Source organism: Mesorhizobium yinganensis (assembly GCF_040081985.1).
GTDB lineage: Bacteria > Pseudomonadota > Alphaproteobacteria > Rhizobiales > Rhizobiaceae > Kumtagia > Kumtagia yinganensis.
On sequence record NZ_JBEBMH010000012.1, the window covers coordinates 85,127 to 102,154 of the forward strand.

A 17,028-nucleotide genomic window follows, 5' to 3' on the forward strand; every position below is an offset into this window, starting at 1 on the left:
TCTTACACGCAGCGGCCGCCATCGACCTCCAGCGCCACGCCGGTGATGAACTCCGCCTCGTCCGAAGCCAGCCACAGCGCGGCATTGGCGATGTCGAGCGGGGTCGAAAAACGGCCGAGCGGGATCACCGACTTGAATTGGGCGCGGCGCTCCGGCGTGTCCTCGCCCATGAACTGTGCCAGCATGCCGGTCTCGCCGGCCACGGGGCAAAGGCAGTTGACGCGGATCTTCTTGGGCGCGAGTTCCACCGCCATCGACTTTGTCGCGGTGATCGCCCAGCCCTTCGATGCGTTGTACCAGGTCAATCCAGGGCGCGGCCGCAGGCCGGCGGTCGAGGCGGTGGTGATGATCGCGCCGCCGCCCTGGCGTTCCATGATTGGCACGACGGCAAGCGTCGAGAAATAGATCGCCTTCATGTTGATCGCGGTGATCAGGTCGAAGGTATTTTCCTCGACCTTCAGCATGTCGCCGTTGCTATGCGTATAGCCAGCATTGTTGACCATGATGTCGACGCGGCCGAAGACGCTCTTGGCGGCGTAGACCATCTCCTCGACCTCGGAGCGCAACGACACGTCGGTGGTGATGGCGATCGCGTTCTTGCCGATCTCCTCGGCGACCCGTTCGGCGCCCTTGGCGTTCAAATCGGCGACGACGATTTTCGCGCCTTCCTCGGCAAAGCGCTTGGCCATGCCCTCGCCAAAGCCCGACGCGGAGCCGGTGATGATGGCGACTTTGTCTTTCAGTCTCATTCTTCCTCCTGATGACCTAAATATCATCCGGCGTGAGACCAGTACCTTTGGCAATACGCGTCAGCATCTTCGGGCCGATTTCCTCGCGATCATGGAATGCGAAGACGTAGTTCGGCCAACCTTCCCTTGCCAAGACGCGGTGCGAGCCGCTTTGACGCTTAACCGTCCAGCCAATACTCTCAAGCGCGGATAGAACTTTGCGAGCCGGGCTGGCACGCCACTGGTTCACGCAGCGACGACGAACAGATCGCCGACCTCCGGAATTGCCTCGCCATGCTCGATGCGGTCGGCGAGTGTACGCAGGGCCAGCGCTTCCACGCGCCCTCGGGCCTCGGCGCGTGTCGATCCATAGGCTATCACGCCGGGCAGCGCCTCGATCTCGGCGATCCAGCGGCCGTCCTGTTCCTTCTCGAAGTCGATACGAAGCATCATATTGCCTTCCGTCGACGACATCCTAGCCGTGATTGAACACAATAGTCTTGGTAGCGCTCATGTCATAGAGCGCCTCAAAACCTTTTTCGCGGCCGTGGCCTGACTTTCGAAAACCGCCGAAGGGAAGCTCGATGCCGCCGCCGGCACCGTAAGCGTTGACGAAGATTTGACCGGCGCGCACACGCTTGGCGACGCGATGCTGACGTGCGCCGTCGCGGGTCCAGATGCCGGCGACGAGCCCGTATTCCGTACCGTTGGCGATTTGCAGCGCATCCGCCTCGTCGTCGAAGGCCAGAAGGATGAGTACTGGTCCGAACACTTCCTCCTGGGCAATGGCCAGTTTCGGGTCTTTCGCGGCAATGAGCGCCGGCTCGTAGTAGAAGCCGCCCTCCGGCGCATCGGCGTGGATCGAGCCGCGCGCCAGGATTTCGCAACCGGCGTCCTCGGCGTCCGACACCATCGCCGCAACCCTCTGCCGCTGACGCGGGTTGATCAGCGCGCCGAGGTCGAGATCGGCGTCGTGCGCGCCGGCGACCAGTTCCGAGAACCGCTCGGCGAGACCGTTCGCGACATCCTCATAGACGGCGCGTTCGACCAGCACGCGGCTGCCGGCCGAGCAGGTCTGGCCGCCATTCTGGATGATGGCGTTGACCAGCACCGGCAGCGCCAGGTCGATATCGGCATCGGCAAAAACGATCTGCGGCGATTTTCCCCCGAGTTCCATCGTGACGCCGCGGTTGTTCCCCGCCGCCGCCTTCTGGATCGCGGCGCCCGTCGCCGGCGAACCGGTGAAGGTGACGTAGTCGACCAGCGGATGCGCCGAAAGTGCGGCGCCCGCGTCGCGACCGTATCCGGTGACGACATTGAACACGCCCTGCGGAAAACCGGCCTCCAGCGCCAGTTCGGCGATGCGGATCGTCGACAGCGAGGCGTCCTCGGCCGGCTTGACGACCAGCGTATTGCCCATGGCGAGCGCGGCACCTGCCACGCGGGCAAGAATCTGCAACGGATAGTTCCACGGGATGATGCCCGCCACCACGCCATGCGGCTCCCGCAGCGTCAACGCCGTGTACCCGTCGAGGAAGGGGATCGTGTCGCCATGGATCTTGTCGGCAGCGCCACCGTAGAATTCGTAATAGCGCTTGGTGGCGTTGACATCCGCCCTGCCCTGCCGCACCGGCTTGCCGGTATCGCGCGATTCCAGTGCCGCCAGTTCGGTCGCATTCTTCTCCACGAGGAGGCCGAGTTTCGTGAGAAGCCTACCGCGCTCGACAGCCGGCATGCGCGCCCAGGGACCCTCGTCGAACGCCCGCCTCGCGGCACGGACGGCGAGATCGACATCACCCTCGCCCGAAGCCGGTATAGAAGCAAAAACCTTGCCGTCCGAGGGGCAGACGACATCGATGCGCTGGCCCGTCAGCGAATCCACCTTCTGTCCCCCGACGAGTTGCATGAAGGCCCGGCCTTCGGCGATCGTTCGCGAAAGATGTTCGCCCATCACGAAAACTCCTTTGCCTTCCTGTACCCCGACCCACTATGCTGCAACTGCACACGAACAGGAAGAAGACTCAGCATCAGTCCTGAAAAGCCAGCCGCCGCAGTGCATGTGACACCATGACGCTGGCGACTTTAAATCGATTAGACTAAGTAATGGGCAGCTCACGGCTGCCGCCACCAACGGAACCATCATGACCAGCCAGATCATTCCCGTCGAGCCGTTCGACTTCGTCATTTTCGGCGGCACGGGCGACCTTTCCGAACGCAAACTGCTGCCGGCGCTCTATTACCGCCAGAGCCAGTTTTCCGAGCCGACGCGCATCATCGGCGCGTCGCGCGCAAAACTGTCGGACGCCGAGTTCCAGGATTTCGCCAGGAAGGCGATCGTCGAGCACGTCAAGGAATCCGACATTCGGGAAGAGGATCTGAAAAGATTCCTCGAGCGGCTGTCCTACGTCTCGGTCGACGCGATCAGCGGCGACGGCTTTTCGAAGCTGAAGAAGGCCATGGGCAACGGCGACACCATCCGCGCCTTCTACCTTGCCGTCGCGCCGTCCTTGTTCGGCGAGATCTCGCACAAGCTTAAGGAAAACGGGCTGGTGACGGCCAAATCGCGCATCGTCGTGGAAAAGCCGATCGGCCGTGACCTCGCCTCGGCGCGGGCGCTGAACGACCAGATCGCCGCTGATTTCGGCGAGCATCAGATCTTCCGCATCGACCACTATCTCGGCAAGGAGACGGTGCAGAACCTGATGGCGCTACGCTTCGGCAACATGCTCTACGAGCCGCTGTGGAACTCGGCGCATATCGATCACGTGCAGATCACCGTCGCCGAGACGGTCGGGCTGGAGGATCGCGTCACCTATTACGACAAGGCCGGCGCGCTGCGCGACATGGTGCAGAACCATATGCTGCAACTGCTCTGCCTTGTTGCGATGGAAGCGCCGTCGTCGATGGACGCAAATGCCGTGCGCGACGAGAAATTGAAGGTGCTGCAAGCGCTGAAGCGCATCAATGGCGCCGAAGCGCCGAAGTCGACCGTGCGCGGGCAATACCGCGCCGGAGCCTCCGCCGGTGGCGCGGTGAAGGGCTATCTCGATGAACTGGGCAATCCCGACAGCACCACCGAGACCTTTGTTGCGATCAAGGCCGATATCGCGAACTGGCGCTGGGCCGGGGTGCCCTTCTACCTGCGCACCGGCAAGCGGCTGGCGTCGCGGGTCTCGGAGATCGTCATCGAGTTCAAGGCGATCCCGCATTCGATCTTCGGCGACAATGCCGGCCGCATCCAGCCTAATCAGCTCGTCATCCGGTTGCAGCCCGACGAGGGCGTCAAGCAGTGGATCATGAGCAAAGACCCAGGCCCGGGCGGCATGCGGCTGCGCCAGATAGCTCTCGACATGAGTTTTGCCGCCACCTTCCAGGAGCGCAATCCGGACGCCTATGAAAGGCTGATCATGGACGTGATCCGCGGCAACCAGACGCTGTTCATGCGCCGCGACGAGGTCGAGGCGGCGTGGAAGTGGATCGATCCGATCTTCAACGCCTGGGCCGACAGCCGCCAGGAAGTGCAGGGCTACACCGCCGGCACCTGGGGCCCGTCCGCGTCGATCGCGCTGATCGAGCGCGACGGCCGCACCTGGCACGAGAGCTGACGGCATGACGGCGGCGACACTGCACGAATTTCCGTCCCGCGAAGTTCTGGCGGGAACGCTGGCGGCAAAGGTCGCGTCGGTGCTCAGTGAGGCGATCGAGGCGCGGGGACGCGCGCTGCTCGCCGTCTCTGGAGGCACCACGCCGGCGCTGTTTTTCCGCACGCTGTCGCAGATCGACCTCGACTGGCCGAAGGTGACCGTCACTCTCGTCGACGAGCGGTTCGTGCCGGAGGATTCGCCGCGTTCCAATGCCGGGCTCGCCAAGGCGAACCTGTTGCAGGGCAAGGCCGCAGCGGCGCGTTTCGTCGGTCTCTATCACGATGCGCCGACCGTCGAGGAAGCCGCGCGAGCGGCTGGCGATGCCATCGATGGTCTTGGTTTGCCGCTCGATGTCGCCGTGCTCGGCATGGGTGGTGACGGCCACACCGCCTCGTTCTTCCCCGACGCGCCGACGCTTCCGAAATTGCTGGCGACGGAGAACCAGGCGCTGGTGTTGCCCGTTCATGCGGTGAGCGGGATCGAGCCACGGCTGACGCTGACCATGCCGGTCATAGCCGGTGCCCGCTTCATCGCGCTGCACATCGAGGGCGACGGCAAACGCAATGTGCTGGCCAGCGTGCTCGCCGGCGAAAAACTGCCCATCGGCGCGGTGCTGGACGCCGCGCACGAACCCGTCGAGGTGTTCTGGGCGCCGTAGAAGGCCACATATGACCGGTCGGCTCGCCTCCCACGATCTGGCCGGAAGCGAAGAAGGAACGACCGCATGACCGCCAGGAAAGACATCCTAGCCATCACCGAGCGCATACGCCACCGCTCGCAGCCGACCCGTGAACTCTATCTCGACCGCATCGGCCGCGCCGCCGGCCAGGCCGCCAACCGTGCCGTGCTCTCCTGCGGCAACCTAGCCCATGGTTTCGCCGTGTGCAGCCCGCGCGAAAAGGTGGCGCTCGGCGGAGACAAGGTGCCGAACCTCGGCATCATCACCTCCTACAACGACATGCTGTCGGCGCATCAGCCGTTCGAGACCTATCCGGCGCTGATCAAGGAAGCGGCCAGGGAAGCCGGCGGCATCGCCCAGGTCGCCGGCGGCGTGCCGGCCATGTGCGACGGCGTTACCCAGGGTCAGCCGGGCATGGAACTGTCGTTGTTCTCGCGCGACGTGATCGCCATGGCGGCCGCCGTGGGCTTGAGCCACAACATGTTCGACGCCGCCGTCTATCTCGGCGTCTGCGACAAGATCGTGCCCGGCCTCGTCATCGCCGCGCTTAGCTTCGGCCATTTGCCGGCAGTGTTCATCCCGGCCGGGCCGATGCCGTCCGGCATCCCCAACGACCAGAAGGCAAAAGTCCGCCAGCTCTATGCCGAGGGCAAGGTCGGGCGCACGGAGCTGCTGGAGGCGGAATCGAAATCCTACCACGGGCCGGGCACCTGCACCTTCTACGGCACAGCCAACTCCAACCAGATGCTGATGGAGATCATGGGCCTGCACACGCCGGGCGGTTCCTTCATCAATCCCGGCACGCCGTTGCGCGACGCGCTGACCAAAGAGGCCGCCAAACGCGCGCTTGCGATCACCGCGCTGGGCAATGCCTACACGCCGGTCGGCCGGATGATCGACGAGCGCTCGATCGTCAACGGCGTCGTCGGTCTGCATGCCACCGGCGGCTCCACCAACCACACCATCCACCTGATCGCGATGGCCGCGGCGGCAGGCATAAAACTCACCTGGCAGGATATTTCCGACCTGTCGGATGCCGTGCCGCTGCTCGCCCGCGTCTATCCGAACGGGCTTGCCGACGTGAACCATTTCAACGCCGCCGGCGGCATGGGCTTTTTGATCCGCGAACTGCTCGATGCCGGCTACCTGCATGACGATGTGCAGACGATCTGGGGCGACGGCCTGCGCGGCTACACGGTCGAGGCAAGACTAGGCCCGGATGGCAGCGTGATGCGCGAGGCAGCGCCCGCGGTCAGCGGCGACGAAAAGGTGCTGGCGCCCTGCGCAAAGGCGTTCCAGCCTACCGGCGGTCTGCAGGTGCTGGAAGGCAATCTCGGCCACGCCATCATCAAGACATCCGCTGTCAAGCCCGAGCGCCGCATCGTCGAGGCCCCCGCCCTGGTCTTCGACACACAGCAGGCGCTCAACGACGCCTTCAAGGCCGGCAGCCTCGACCGCGACTTCATCGCCGTCGTGCGTTTCCAGGGGCCGAAGGCCAACGGCATGCCGGAACTGCACAAGCTGACCACCGTGCTCGGCATCTTGCAGGACCGGGGCCGGCACGTCGCTTTGGTCACCGACGGGCGCATGTCGGGTGCATCCGGAAAGGTGCCGGCGGCGATCCATGTGACGCCCGAGGCGCTCGACGGCGGCACGATCGGAAAGATCCGCGATGGCGACCTGGTCCGGCTCGACGCCGAGGCCGGGCTTTTGCAGGTGCTGGTCTCGCCGCATGAACTCGACGGCCGTGACGTTCCCGAGGCCGACCTGTCAGGCGGCGAGTATGGATTCGGCCGCGAACTGTTCGCCGGTTTCCGGCAGGTGGTCGGGCGGGCGGACCAGGGGGCGAGCGCTTTCGCAGCGTGATCGCTCCGGGCCGCTCAACCGCCAGCGGACCATGGCGGGCGAGATGTTTCTCGCCCGCCGTCGTCAGCCTCAGTCCCCGTCACCGGCGACGGACGCGAAAAACCCCTCCGGTCCCTCGATCTCGATCATACGCTTCCTCTCGATCAGCCAGAAGCGGTCTCCGACGGAGCGCACAAAACTGCGGTCGTGCGAGACGACGAGGCAACTGGCTTCGTGCTTCAGCAACTCGCCCTCCAGCGCCTCCTGCCCGTCTATGTCGAGATGGTTGGTCGGCTCGTCGAGCAGATAAAAATTCGGGTTGGTGAGCCGCAGCACCAGCATGCCCAGCCGCGCCTTCTGGCCGCCCGAAAGCCGGCTGACTGCGCTCTCCTGCATGTCGATGGCGACGCCGGCGCCAGCCAGCAGGCTGCGGGCGCGCTGCTCGCCAAGCTCGAAGCGCTTGCCGATGACGCCCAGCGGCGTGTCGCCGTCGGCGAGGTCGGACAGCGCCTGGTCGCCATAACCCAGCACCAGCGAAGGCGTCGCCTTGACGCCGGCCGGCGCCTTCTCGGGCGCCTGGACCGCCTGCCGGATCATGTTGACCAGCCGCGTCTTGCCGCTGCCATTGCGGCCGAGCAGAACGACCCGGTCGCCCTGGCGGATCCACTGTTTCCCGGTGCGGAACAGCAGCGTGCCGTCGGGCGTGGCAACCGGCGCGTCCTCCAGCGTGACCAGCACTTTCGCATGCGTGCCGCGATTGGCGAGTTTGACCGCACCCGCCGAGCGCTCCTGATGCGCCGGCCTCGCCGCCTCCTCAAGCTTGTCGGCGCGCTGCTTCAACTGCTTGGTCTTCACCACCAGAAGGTCGCTGCCCGAATTGATGCCGATATTGTTAAGTTTTGCCGCCTGCCGGCGAAGCTGCTGCGCCGTCTTCATGTCCTTCTGGAAACGGCGTTCGTCGGAAGCGTCGATCTCATCAAGCGCGGCCCGCGCCCGCGAATAGGGCAGCGAGAAGGCTTGCGAATTTTCCGGTCGCAGGAACAGAGTGCGGTTGGTCACCGCGTCCAGGAACGCGCGGTCGTGGCTGCAGATCACCACCGGCACATCGCGCGGCAGCGCGTTCAGCCAGTTTTCAAGCTGGCTGATGCGGGCAAGATCGAGGTGGTTGGTCGGCTCGTCGAGCAGCAGCATGTCGGGCTCGGTCACCCAGACGCGCGCCAGCAGCGCCAGCCGCTGCCAGCCGCCGCTCAATTGCGACAGCGGCCGGCCGCGCATGTCTTCCGGCACGTCGAGCGAATCGAGCACGATATCGACGCGCCAGCTTTCACTGTCTGCCTGCTCCGCCGGCAACGCGCCGAGCACGGCGTCATAAAAGCTTGTGCCGAACAGGCCCGCCGGCACGTTCTGCTCGACATGGCCGACGCGCAGGCCGCGTGAGCGGGTGATGTCGCCGGAGGTCGGCTCGAAGCCGCCGGAAATGGCGCGCAGCAGCGTCGACTTTCCGCGGCCGTTGGCGGCGACGATGCCGAGCCGGTCGCCGGATTCGACGGAGAGGTTGAGGTTGGAAAAAAGCGGCGCGCCAAGTGTTGCGCCAAGGGATCGCAGGTTGATCAGTGCCATCGTCGTTCTCTGGTCTGCCGAACCGCCGCCTGCATCCGCTGACACGGGGATGCGGTTTTGGGCAAACGGGTTCGGTGGATTGCCAATACGCCTACGCTTGGAAGGCGCGGCGTTACCTCAAAGGGCAGACCGGAAGATGCGAGAAAACGATCGTCTCTGGTCAGCCCTGCAAACGCATTTGCAGGGCCTGGATCGGGCCACACTGGCGAATATGCCGGAAGAAAACCATCGCGCAGCCCTCCTTTCTCGACTGATTGATGCGCGCGCTCATAAAGCGTCGCAAGGAAAAATGCAATTGACCCGACGGCCTGATACAAACCGCCGATCGGAAGACATCAAGACGCGAAAGCGACGGGATAGCGTATGGTCAGGCAGGTGTCCGAAAACGCCGGCGCAGCCAGGCGTGACCAATTGCATCGGAGCTTTCCATGGCGACGACACTGACGCTGAGCGAATCCGAGGCTAAGACGGTCATCCAGCATTCGGAGAACAAGACCGACCAGGATGGCCGCAATGTTGGCCACACCATCCGCCAGCACATCAACATCAGCAGGCTCGGCCTGATCACCCGCATGGAAGCCGGGCCGGGCCGTCACGACCGCAAGGACGTGTTCTGGCGCTCCGCCTTCCTCAGCGTCGACAGCGCGGCCAAAGTGCTGAGCGACGCGATGACGGCAATGGCGAACGTCGCCTTCGTGGCGAATTTTTCGGACAGGGCGGACGGCGAGTTTTTGGTCGAGGACCCCGAGGTTCCTGCCTTCTGGTGCCGCGACCAGCGGGGCCGGTTTCCAGCCGGGCAGGTTCACATCTACGCACGGAAAATGGCGCAGCGGCCCTACGGCCTGCACCTGATCACCTTGTTTCCGGTGATCAAGATTTGAGTATCGGGAGCGCTATTCCCATTTTCCCCGAGACGAAACCGTTCGCAATTGGATGACGCAGCACCCGGTCCAACGTCGCTCATCCGGCCGCGCTTCGCTTGGCCGCCTTGTGCCCTAAGAACGGTTCTGCATGGAGGCGAGGCCTTTCCTCAGATGTAGTTCTGCATGAACCGCACACCGGTCTTCTCGACATATTTGCGGACCAGCGCGGCGGCCTGCTGGATATCCGGGTTGTCGGAGGCGGCGGCGAGCGCCAGCTTGTGGTCGCTGTCGTGCAGCGGATAGCCGAACAACGAGTTGGTGTATTGCACCTGCGCCATCAGCCGCCATTCGCTCTCCGGCTCGGCGCCCTTGTGCAGGGCCCGCGTGTCGACCAGGAACAGAGTTCCGGCCTTGCCGGTGATCCGCACCTCCTTCTCCAGAAGCCCGGCCTTGGCGACATCCTCGTCCTTGTGGCGCCGATCCTTCCAAAGCGACGACGGCCGGTCCTGATGGGTGCCGGGGATCAGCGTGTGCGGACCGGAGCCGGGTCCGACATCCGTCAGATAGACGAACAGTTTCACGAAGCTCAGCCGATGCATGTCGTGATGGTAGAGCTGCGCCGTGTCGGACAGATCCTTCTCGGTCTTGGCTTTCGCGGCGGAGTTGAGGAACGAGACAGGCGTGTTGAAGATCGGCGGCACGCCCATGTAGCTCTGCATGATCGACAGCAGCACGGGATCGGCGGCGAGCTCGTACATTTCCTCGAACGTCAGCAGCCAGGAGGACTTCGACTTGAACTGGCGTACCGCGCCGGCTGTTCCTTCGATGGAGGCTTGCAGTTTCGCGGCGCCGTGGTCGGCCTCGAATTTTCCCATCACCTTGCTTTTCAGGCTTTCGACGAGGCGCTGGGGAGCGTCGAATTTTGCGACCCAGTAGCCGTTGTTCTTCAGATGATGAAGGGCGGTGCGGCGGATGCTGTCCCAGTATTCGGCGTCCGGCGGGCGTTTGGCGGCGGGCGTCTTGAGGTCGTGGCGGGGGAACATCGTAGCGGAATAGTCGTACGTCTCCTTGCGGATGTAGGAGGCGATGACGTCGGAGAAAATCTTGTTGCAGCGTCCTTCGGTTTCGCTGAAGCCGGCGCGCAGGGTGAGATAGTCCTCGTTTTCGGTGTTGCCGGCCAGGATGTAGCGCTTGTAGCCGTTCACCATCTGCCTGGTCGTCCAAGATGGCGGCAGGTAGCTGTCGATGTTGTATTCGAGGTCGAGGGCCGCACTTTGTTCAAGGCGAACCGAGTCGATCCTGGCGTCTATCAGCAGTTTGTCCATGAAGGCATTCATCCGGCGATAAAGATTGCGGTTGGGCGCGTGCTGATGCGAGTAGCAGCTAAAGCAATCTTTGGGCAGCCGCAATTTCGGGCGAGCGACCCGGCGTCTTTATTCACCTATCCGGGGCGGAACGCCGATCGGTTGACATCCTCCCGATGTTTTCTGCTATCAGCGGCGATGCCGGCGCAAGTTGAAGGCAGGGCGGCACGACATGACAATCTCTCTCGGACGCTTTTCATGACCAATGTCGCGCTCACCGGGCTGGCCCGCGAACTGGCCGCGCGCGCCGACGCCGGCCGGCCGGTGCGCATCGGCGTCATCGGGTCCGGCGAGATGGGCACCGACCTGGTGACGCAGGGCATGCTGATGAAAGGCGTCGAGGTCTGCGCCATCTCAACCCGCCGTCCGCATACCGCGCGTGAAGCGATCAGCATCGCCTATGGCGACGAGGCGATGGCGCAGGAGGCGGCAACCGCCTCCCAGGTGACCGCCGCGATCGAGGCCAAAAAGATCGCCATCACCTCGAACGAGATGCTGGTGAAAAACCCGATGATCGACGTGGTGATCGACGCCACGGGCAAACCCGGCGTCGCCGCCGATTTCGACCTGATGGCAATGGAGCACGGCAAGCACGTCGTGATGATGAATGTCGAGGCGGACGTCACGATCGGCCGCTATCTGAAGAGCGCCGCCGACCGGCTGGAGGTCGTCTATTCGGTCGGCGCCGGCGACGAGCCGTCCTCGTGCATGGAACTGATCGAGTTCGCCAGCGCGCTGGGCTACACCATCGTGTCCGCCGGCAAGGGCAAGAACAACCCGCTGAACCACGACGCCGTGCCCGACGACTATCGCGAGGAAGCCGAGCGCCGCAACATGAACCCGCGCATGCTGGTCGAGTTCGTCGACGGCTCGAAAACCATGGTGGAGATGGCGGCCATTGCAAACGCCACCGGCTTGGTGCCGGACGTTCCCGGTATGCACGGCCCGAATGCCGATCGCGACAACATGGTGAAGGTGCTGATCCCGCGAGAGGATGGCGGCATTCTGTCTCGGAAGGGCGTGGTCGACTACACGATCGGCAAGGGCGTGGCGCCGGGCGTGTTCGTCATCGTCGAGGCGACGCATCCGCGCATCATCGAGCGCATGGACGATCTGCATGTCGGCAAGGGGCCGTATTACAGCTTCTTCCGCCCATATCATCTGACCTCGCTGGAAGTGCCGCTGACGGCGGCGCGCATCGTGCTGCATGGCAAGCCGGACATGGTGCCGCTGCCCTATCCCGTGGCCGAGGTCTGCGCGGTCGCCAAGCGCGACCTTAAGGTCGGCGAGACATTCGATGCGATCGGCGAGACCTGCTACCGATCCTGGACGATGACGGCCGCCGAGGCGCGGGCGGGCCACGCCGTTCCGGTCGGCCTGCTGGAAGGCGGCAAGGTGTTGAAGCCGGTCAGGAAGGGCGAACTGCTGACCACCGACAACGCCGCGCCGGACGAGACCACACGGCTCTATGCGCTGCGCAAGCTGCAGGACGCGATGCCGCATGACGCGGCTGTCGGGTAGGATTGGGGTCAGGCATGGCCAGCGCTTTTCCTGAGATTTACCTCGTTCGACATGGCGAGACGGAATGGAGCGCGTCGGGAAAACACACCGGGCGGACCGACATTCCTCTGACGCCAGCCGGCGAAGAGGCTGCCCGGAAACTCGCGGACCGGCTGCAAGGCCACTCATTCGTCGCCGTATGGTCGAGCCCATCGCAGCGCGCCTTCAACACCTGCCTGCTGGCCGGCTTTGGCGAGGGCGCCCTTAAAAAGGATGATCTGGCCGAATGGGACTACGGCGCCTACGAGGGGCTGACGACCAAGGAGATACTGGCACAGCAACACGGCTGGCGTCTTTTCCGAGACGGGTGCCCGGGCGGCGAGCAGGCATCCGATGCCGGCGCCAGGGCGGACCGCATCGTCAGTCAGCTTCGAGAAATCGAGGACAATGTGCTCGTGTTTTCAAGCGCGCACTTCCTGCGCGTGCTCACCGCGCGCTGGCTCGGCCTGCCGCCTGAGGACGGCGCCTGCTTCGTCCTCGACACCGCGAGCATCAGCGTGCTCGGTTATGAGCATGATCTCAGCGAGCCGGTGGTTCGGCGGTGGAATGAGAGGTAGGCACCGGTCAGCCGCCGCCACATCCGGTGGCTGAACCACGCGCGCCTTCGCCAAGCATGATCCGACGCCCGGCGAAATTTCGACGCGATCGGTGGGACCTGCTGCCGTTCCCAGACGATAGGCGATGCGCATCCTGCACGATACGATCGGCAAATGCGCGAGATGATATGACACTGTCATTTGTTGTGGTAGGCTGCACACGATAGGAGTTTTGCCATGCGAGCAAGCAAACCCATCACGGTGACGCTCGGAAAACAGCAGCGCAGCGTTGACGAACGTCTCGAATCGGGAGCCTACAATTCGGCGAGCGAGGTGATCCGGGCGGGACTTCGGGCGCTTGACCGTGAGGAGGAGGCGCTCAACGCTATTTTGCGCGAGAAGATACGCGAGGCGCTGGACGAACCTGGACCAGATGTTCCTGCCGTCGAGGTTTTCGAACGGCTTGAACTTAGGCACGCCGAACGCATGAAGTCCTTGCGGTCGTGAGCTTCAAGGTCGTCTTTCGCCCGCGTGCGAACGCCGACCTTGAAGATATCTATGATTTTATCGCTCGTGACGGTCCGCCTGCGGCGATCGCCTTCGTGCGACGTATCCGCGATCATTGCGCCAAACTCGCTTACATGCCAGAGCGCGGACCGCGCCGGGATGATCTCGCCGCTGGCGTCCGCATCCTGCCATTCGAGCGGAGTACGGTGATCATCTATCGCATCGACGACGACACTGTCCGCATCTTGCGCGTGCTTTACGGCGGACGCGACTATCCGAAGGAATGGACTGACGACTGACGATACGCAGTTGCTATTTCCCCAGTTCGACCGACCTCGCCCGCGCCGCCTCGACCGCCTCGGTAACCAGCGTCTTCAGCCGGTCCTCGCCCATCAGCACCGCGAGTGCGGCCGCCGTCGTGCCGTTCGGACTGGTCACCTGCCTGCGCAGCACCGCCGGGTCCTCGCCGCTTTCCGCTGCAAGGCTCGCCGCACCGAAGACCGTCTGCATGGCGAGCACTTTTGCCGTCTCGGCCGGCAGGCCGGCGGTTTGCGCGGCATCAGTCAGGCATTCGATGAAATGGAAGATGTAGGCCGGGCCGGAGCCGGAGACCGCGGTGACGGCGTCCATCAGCCCCTCGTCATCGATGGTCGCCACCGCACCGCTGGTGGTGAGCAGGTCCTTGATGAAACCCAGTTCATCAGCCGGCACACGCGGATTGGCGAACACAACCATCATGCCCTTGCCGATCGCCGCCGGCGTGTTCGGCATGCAGCGCACGAACGGAACCGGTCCGAGAATATCTTCGAAGGTGCTGATCGGCGTGCCGGCCGCGACCGACAGGAAAATCGTTCCGCCGCCCGCAAAGCGCTGGTAGCCGGCTGTCACGTCGCGGATGACCTGCGGCTTGACCGCAAGAATGATGAGGCGCGGCGCAGCATCGGAAGGCACGTCTTCCGACCCGGTGCCCACCGCGACGCCGAGGGCTGCTGCGCGGGCCTGAAGTTCGGCATTCGGCTCGACGACAAAGACTTCGGCGGGAGAAAGCCGGCCCGATTTCAGCCAGCCGGCAAGCATCGCGTAACCCATATTGCCGCAGCCGACCAGAATCGCCTGAATGGCCATCGATTTCCTCCCCCGTCCGCCCGCAACGCGCAGCCCTTGCGCGGCGGCTTCCGTCTAGCGGGGATTCGTTCCCGCGCCAAGCACCGGCTGACGCGCTACCGGCAGCTTGGGGACACCGTCTGCGGGCTTGGGCCGCGCGCCCACGGCGGGGAAACGGGCGGCCAGCCTGAGCCCGATCACCGCGAACACCACGAACATCCATACCGGGTCGGCGCGCCGGAAGAAGAAACTCTCGAGATAGGCGTTCAGCGTGGTGAACAGCAGGATCATCATGAAAAGGTCGCCGAGCAGCACGTTCTCGCGGTAGCGCGGGATGCGCAGATAGTCGACGACGGGGGTGACCAGGAACGCCCAGACCGCCACGCCGAGCCCTGGCAGGCCCATCTGGAGGGCGATGTCGAGATAACCGTTGTGACCGTGCACGATGCTGCGGATGTCCCAGTCGCGGTCGAAGGGCTGGCTCATCGATTCCAGGAACGGCGTGCCCCAGAAACTGTCGTAGCCATACCCGACCCATGGCTGCTTCATGATCATCTCGCCGGCGAAGTCCCACAGCGTGGTGCGACCGGTATAGGTCATCTCCGGAAAATTCCAGGTCACGAACTGCTTCAGCGGATCGATGAAGACGATGCCGAGCGTGGCGAGCGCCGTGCCGGCGACGGCGATCCAGAACAGCGCGGCGGCGACCGGACGCATTCCGAACAGCCCCGGCACGGCGACCACGATCATCGCGACGGGCACAAGCCCGGCAGTCGTCTTGGAGCCGGTATTCGCCATGAAGATGAAGGCCGAGAGGAACAGGATAGCGCCCGCCCATTTGCGGCCGCGCCGGAAAAGATAGAGCCCGCAGAAGGAGAGGCAGGCCATGACCGGGCCGGCGACGTTCTTGTGCGAGAACACGCCTCGCCACAGCCCGGCGTGCTGCGGCTCCATAGAGGCCGCCGTGTGCTTGGCCTCGTTCGGGAACAGCACGAGCCCGACGTAGCAGATCGCCACGACGGTGAGGCCGCCCACCGCCAGCACCGTCGAAAAGGCGTCGGCATCGCGTGGTATGGCGAGCACGGTTCCCACCACCAGGATGCCGATAAGCGTGAAGGAGAACGCGCGCATCGCCGCGGACGGGCTGGTGGCGTCGGCCACCGACAGCACGGCAAAGCCGAGCATCAGCAGGAACGAGAAGCTGAACAGCGCCGACACCACCCGCGGCGTGGCGAGCAGGCCCAGCGACAGGATCGAGATCGCGCCCAGCGAACCAAATCCAAGCTGGTTGACGATGTTGCCGCCGGTCTCCGGTTCTCCTCCGCCGCCCGGCTGGAACGGCTGGAACGAGATCATCAGTATGGCGAACAGGCCGGTTGCGATGACCGTCGGCAGGTGAACCGAGGACAGCGGCGAGGAAAAGGAAAACGGCTCAGTTCTTCTCGGGCTGACGGTATTGCTCATTGGCGTATCCGAACTCGGCCATGACGCGTCCGGCAGCAACATACACCGGATAAAGGCCGACCGAAGGCGAACCTGTGCGGATCAGGCGGACTATTCCGCGCAGCGGCGACGCGGCCAGCAGCGCCAGGCTTTTCAGGAATACCTTTGCATTCGCGAAGGGCGTTCCGGCGCGCTTCTTCTTTTCCACCAGCGTCGAGATGACGCCATTGCGCAGGCTGCGGGCGCGGATCCAGTCGGCCTCGACCCGCCGGGCCGGCACGGTCTCGCGCAGGATCGCTTCGGCGCACCAGGCAAGCTTGAATCCCCGTTGCATCGCGCGGCTGAGAAAGTCGGAATCGCCCCCGCCCATGAAGTTGAATCTGAGGTCGAGGAACGGGCGCTCCATGGCATCGAGCACACGCCGCGAGACGAAAAGGTTGCCGGAAGAGTAGAGCGCCGGCACCAGGCCGCTCGTGCGATAGGGCGGCGCGAAAACCGGATGGTCGGCCCATCGCTGATGCGACGATTGCGCAAAAACCGGCACCTGCGGCCCCCCGACGATATCGGCGCCGAATGTTGTGGCGGCCTCGCTCAGGCGTTGCAGCCAGTCGGGATCGGCGATCTCGTCGTCATCGATCACCGCGACGGCCTTGAGGTTGGGGAAACGCTCCAGCGCGGTCAGCCAGCCGGCATTGTAGGCGCAGCAATTGCCGCGATCATGCGCGATGATGACCAGACCTTCGACGGAACCCGACAGGAAGCGCGGCGATGCGGCCTCGACGCCCTGCCGGCCTTCTGCGTCGTTTTCCATGACGATGACGCCGAAGCGGCGGTCGGTCCGCTGCGCCGAAATCGATTCCAGCGTATCGAGAATCTGTTGTGGCCGGCGGAACGTCGGCACCGTGACGGCGATCTCGACGGCTTCGCTATCGAGCCCGGGTGACACCGCCTCGACCGTGATACTGGGATTGTCCATCAAGGCCGGCGCTTCCGACACGTTTTCTCGCCGCGAGATTGCATTGCACGCTATAAGGATTCGTTAAACACCTTGCACGTTGCCCGCTGAAACCTTTCGCAAGCGGTCGACTGTATGCGTGTTTTATCAACATTTCAGCGGCATCTGCTAAAGGTATCG

General features: G+C 64.1%; 17 protein-coding genes. 8 read left to right on the forward strand and 9 right to left on the reverse strand.

Features of this window, described 5'->3' with window-relative positions; translation table 11 throughout:
* Window positions 1-2: 2 nt before the first annotated feature.
* Genes ABMA59_RS21130 through ABMA59_RS21145 form a run of 4 tightly spaced genes read right to left on the reverse strand, consistent with a single transcriptional unit; the run spans window position 3 to window position 2,679 of the window.
* Window positions 3-749: an SDR family oxidoreductase gene (locus ABMA59_RS21130; protein ID WP_349007369.1), complete on the reverse strand. Its 747-nt coding sequence runs from the start codon at window positions 747-749 to the stop codon at window positions 3-5.
* Window positions 750-765: 16 nt separating this feature from the next.
* The gene (locus ABMA59_RS21135; RefSeq protein WP_349007370.1) at window positions 766-978 is read right to left on the reverse strand and encodes a type II toxin-antitoxin system HicA family toxin; all 213 of its coding nucleotides are present in this window, start codon (window positions 976-978) and stop codon (window positions 766-768) included.
* On the reverse strand, window positions 975-1,181 hold the full coding sequence (locus ABMA59_RS21140) for a type II toxin-antitoxin system HicB family antitoxin (protein WP_349007371.1): 207 nt from the start codon (window positions 1,179-1,181) through the stop codon (window positions 975-977). Before ABMA59_RS21140 ends, ABMA59_RS21135 begins: the two co-directional genes overlap by 4 nt.
* Before the next feature lie 22 nt (window positions 1,182-1,203).
* Entirely contained in the window at window positions 1,204-2,679 is a 1,476-nt protein-coding gene (locus ABMA59_RS21145) for an aldehyde dehydrogenase family protein (RefSeq protein WP_349007372.1), read from the reverse strand.
* Window positions 2,680-2,869: 190 nt separating this feature from the next.
* Here ABMA59_RS21145 and zwf point away from each other — a divergent pair, with 190 nt between their 5' ends.
* The 3 genes from zwf to edd all read left to right on the forward strand — a co-directional run bounded on the left by zwf (window position 2,870) and on the right by edd (window position 6,917).
* Window positions 2,870-4,333, forward strand: coding sequence for a glucose-6-phosphate dehydrogenase (zwf, locus tag ABMA59_RS21150; protein ID WP_349007373.1), 1,464 nt, complete (start codon window positions 2,870-2,872; stop codon window positions 4,331-4,333).
* A 4-nt stretch (window positions 4,334-4,337) separates the two neighbouring features.
* Window positions 4,338-5,030 carry a 6-phosphogluconolactonase gene (gene pgl / locus ABMA59_RS21155; protein WP_349007374.1) on the forward strand — a complete coding sequence of 231 codons (693 nt, stop codon included), beginning with the start codon at window positions 4,338-4,340 and terminating at the stop codon, window positions 5,028-5,030.
* 66 nt (window positions 5,031-5,096) lie between these two features.
* Window positions 5,097-6,917, forward strand: coding sequence for a phosphogluconate dehydratase (gene edd / locus ABMA59_RS21160; RefSeq protein WP_349007375.1), 1,821 nt, complete (start codon window positions 5,097-5,099; stop codon window positions 6,915-6,917).
* A 69-nt stretch (window positions 6,918-6,986) separates the two neighbouring features.
* Here edd and ABMA59_RS21165 read toward each other — a convergent pair whose 3' ends face one another.
* Window positions 6,987-8,516 (reverse strand): ABC-F family ATP-binding cassette domain-containing protein, encoded by a 1,530-nt coding sequence (locus tag ABMA59_RS21165; RefSeq protein ID WP_349007376.1) that lies wholly within the window; start codon window positions 8,514-8,516, stop codon window positions 6,987-6,989.
* Window positions 8,517-8,944: 428 nt separating this feature from the next.
* Here ABMA59_RS21165 and ABMA59_RS21170 point away from each other — a divergent pair, with 428 nt between their 5' ends.
* Entirely contained in the window at window positions 8,945-9,397 is a 453-nt protein-coding gene (locus ABMA59_RS21170; protein ID WP_349007377.1) for a hypothetical protein, read from the forward strand.
* 149 nt (window positions 9,398-9,546) lie between these two features.
* Here the strand turns inward: ABMA59_RS21170 and ABMA59_RS21175 are convergent, their stop codons facing one another.
* A complete protein-coding gene (locus tag ABMA59_RS21175; RefSeq protein WP_349007378.1) occupies window positions 9,547-10,704 on the reverse strand; it encodes a phytanoyl-CoA dioxygenase family protein in 1,158 nt (385 codons plus the stop codon).
* Window positions 10,705-10,941: 237 nt separating this feature from the next.
* On the opposite strand from ABMA59_RS21175, the gene ABMA59_RS21180 reads away from it, so the two are divergent.
* The 4 genes from ABMA59_RS21180 to ABMA59_RS21195 all read left to right on the forward strand — a co-directional run bounded on the left by ABMA59_RS21180 (window position 10,942) and on the right by ABMA59_RS21195 (window position 13,645).
* Window positions 10,942-12,264 carry an NAD(P)H-dependent oxidoreductase gene (locus ABMA59_RS21180; protein WP_349007379.1) on the forward strand — a complete coding sequence of 441 codons (1,323 nt, stop codon included), beginning with the start codon at window positions 10,942-10,944 and terminating at the stop codon, window positions 12,262-12,264.
* Between the two features lie 14 nt (window positions 12,265-12,278).
* On the forward strand, window positions 12,279-12,860 hold the full coding sequence (locus tag ABMA59_RS21185; RefSeq protein ID WP_349007380.1) for a histidine phosphatase family protein: 582 nt from the start codon (window positions 12,279-12,281) through the stop codon (window positions 12,858-12,860).
* Window positions 12,861-13,076: 216 nt separating this feature from the next.
* Window positions 13,077-13,346: a type II toxin-antitoxin system ParD family antitoxin gene (locus ABMA59_RS21190; protein ID WP_349007381.1), complete on the forward strand. Its 270-nt coding sequence runs from the start codon at window positions 13,077-13,079 to the stop codon at window positions 13,344-13,346.
* Window positions 13,343-13,645: a type II toxin-antitoxin system RelE/ParE family toxin gene (locus ABMA59_RS21195; RefSeq protein ID WP_349007382.1), complete on the forward strand. Its 303-nt coding sequence runs from the start codon at window positions 13,343-13,345 to the stop codon at window positions 13,643-13,645. Before ABMA59_RS21190 ends, ABMA59_RS21195 begins: the two co-directional genes overlap by 4 nt.
* 13 nt (window positions 13,646-13,658) lie before the next feature.
* Here ABMA59_RS21195 and proC read toward each other — a convergent pair whose 3' ends face one another.
* The 3 genes from proC to ABMA59_RS21210 are packed head-to-tail and all read right to left on the reverse strand — an operon-like array spanning window position 13,659 to window position 16,869.
* A complete protein-coding gene (gene proC, locus ABMA59_RS21200) occupies window positions 13,659-14,471 on the reverse strand; it encodes a pyrroline-5-carboxylate reductase (protein ID WP_349007383.1) in 813 nt (270 codons plus the stop codon).
* Between the two features lie 54 nt (window positions 14,472-14,525).
* The gene (locus ABMA59_RS21205) at window positions 14,526-15,914 is read right to left on the reverse strand and encodes an O-antigen ligase family protein (RefSeq protein ID WP_349007384.1); all 1,389 of its coding nucleotides are present in this window, start codon (window positions 15,912-15,914) and stop codon (window positions 14,526-14,528) included.
* Window positions 15,883-16,869: a glycosyltransferase family 2 protein gene (locus ABMA59_RS21210; protein WP_349007385.1), complete on the reverse strand. Its 987-nt coding sequence runs from the start codon at window positions 16,867-16,869 to the stop codon at window positions 15,883-15,885. The genes ABMA59_RS21205 and ABMA59_RS21210 overlap by 32 nt, the downstream gene beginning before the upstream one ends.
* Window positions 16,870-17,028 lie beyond the last annotated feature (159 nt).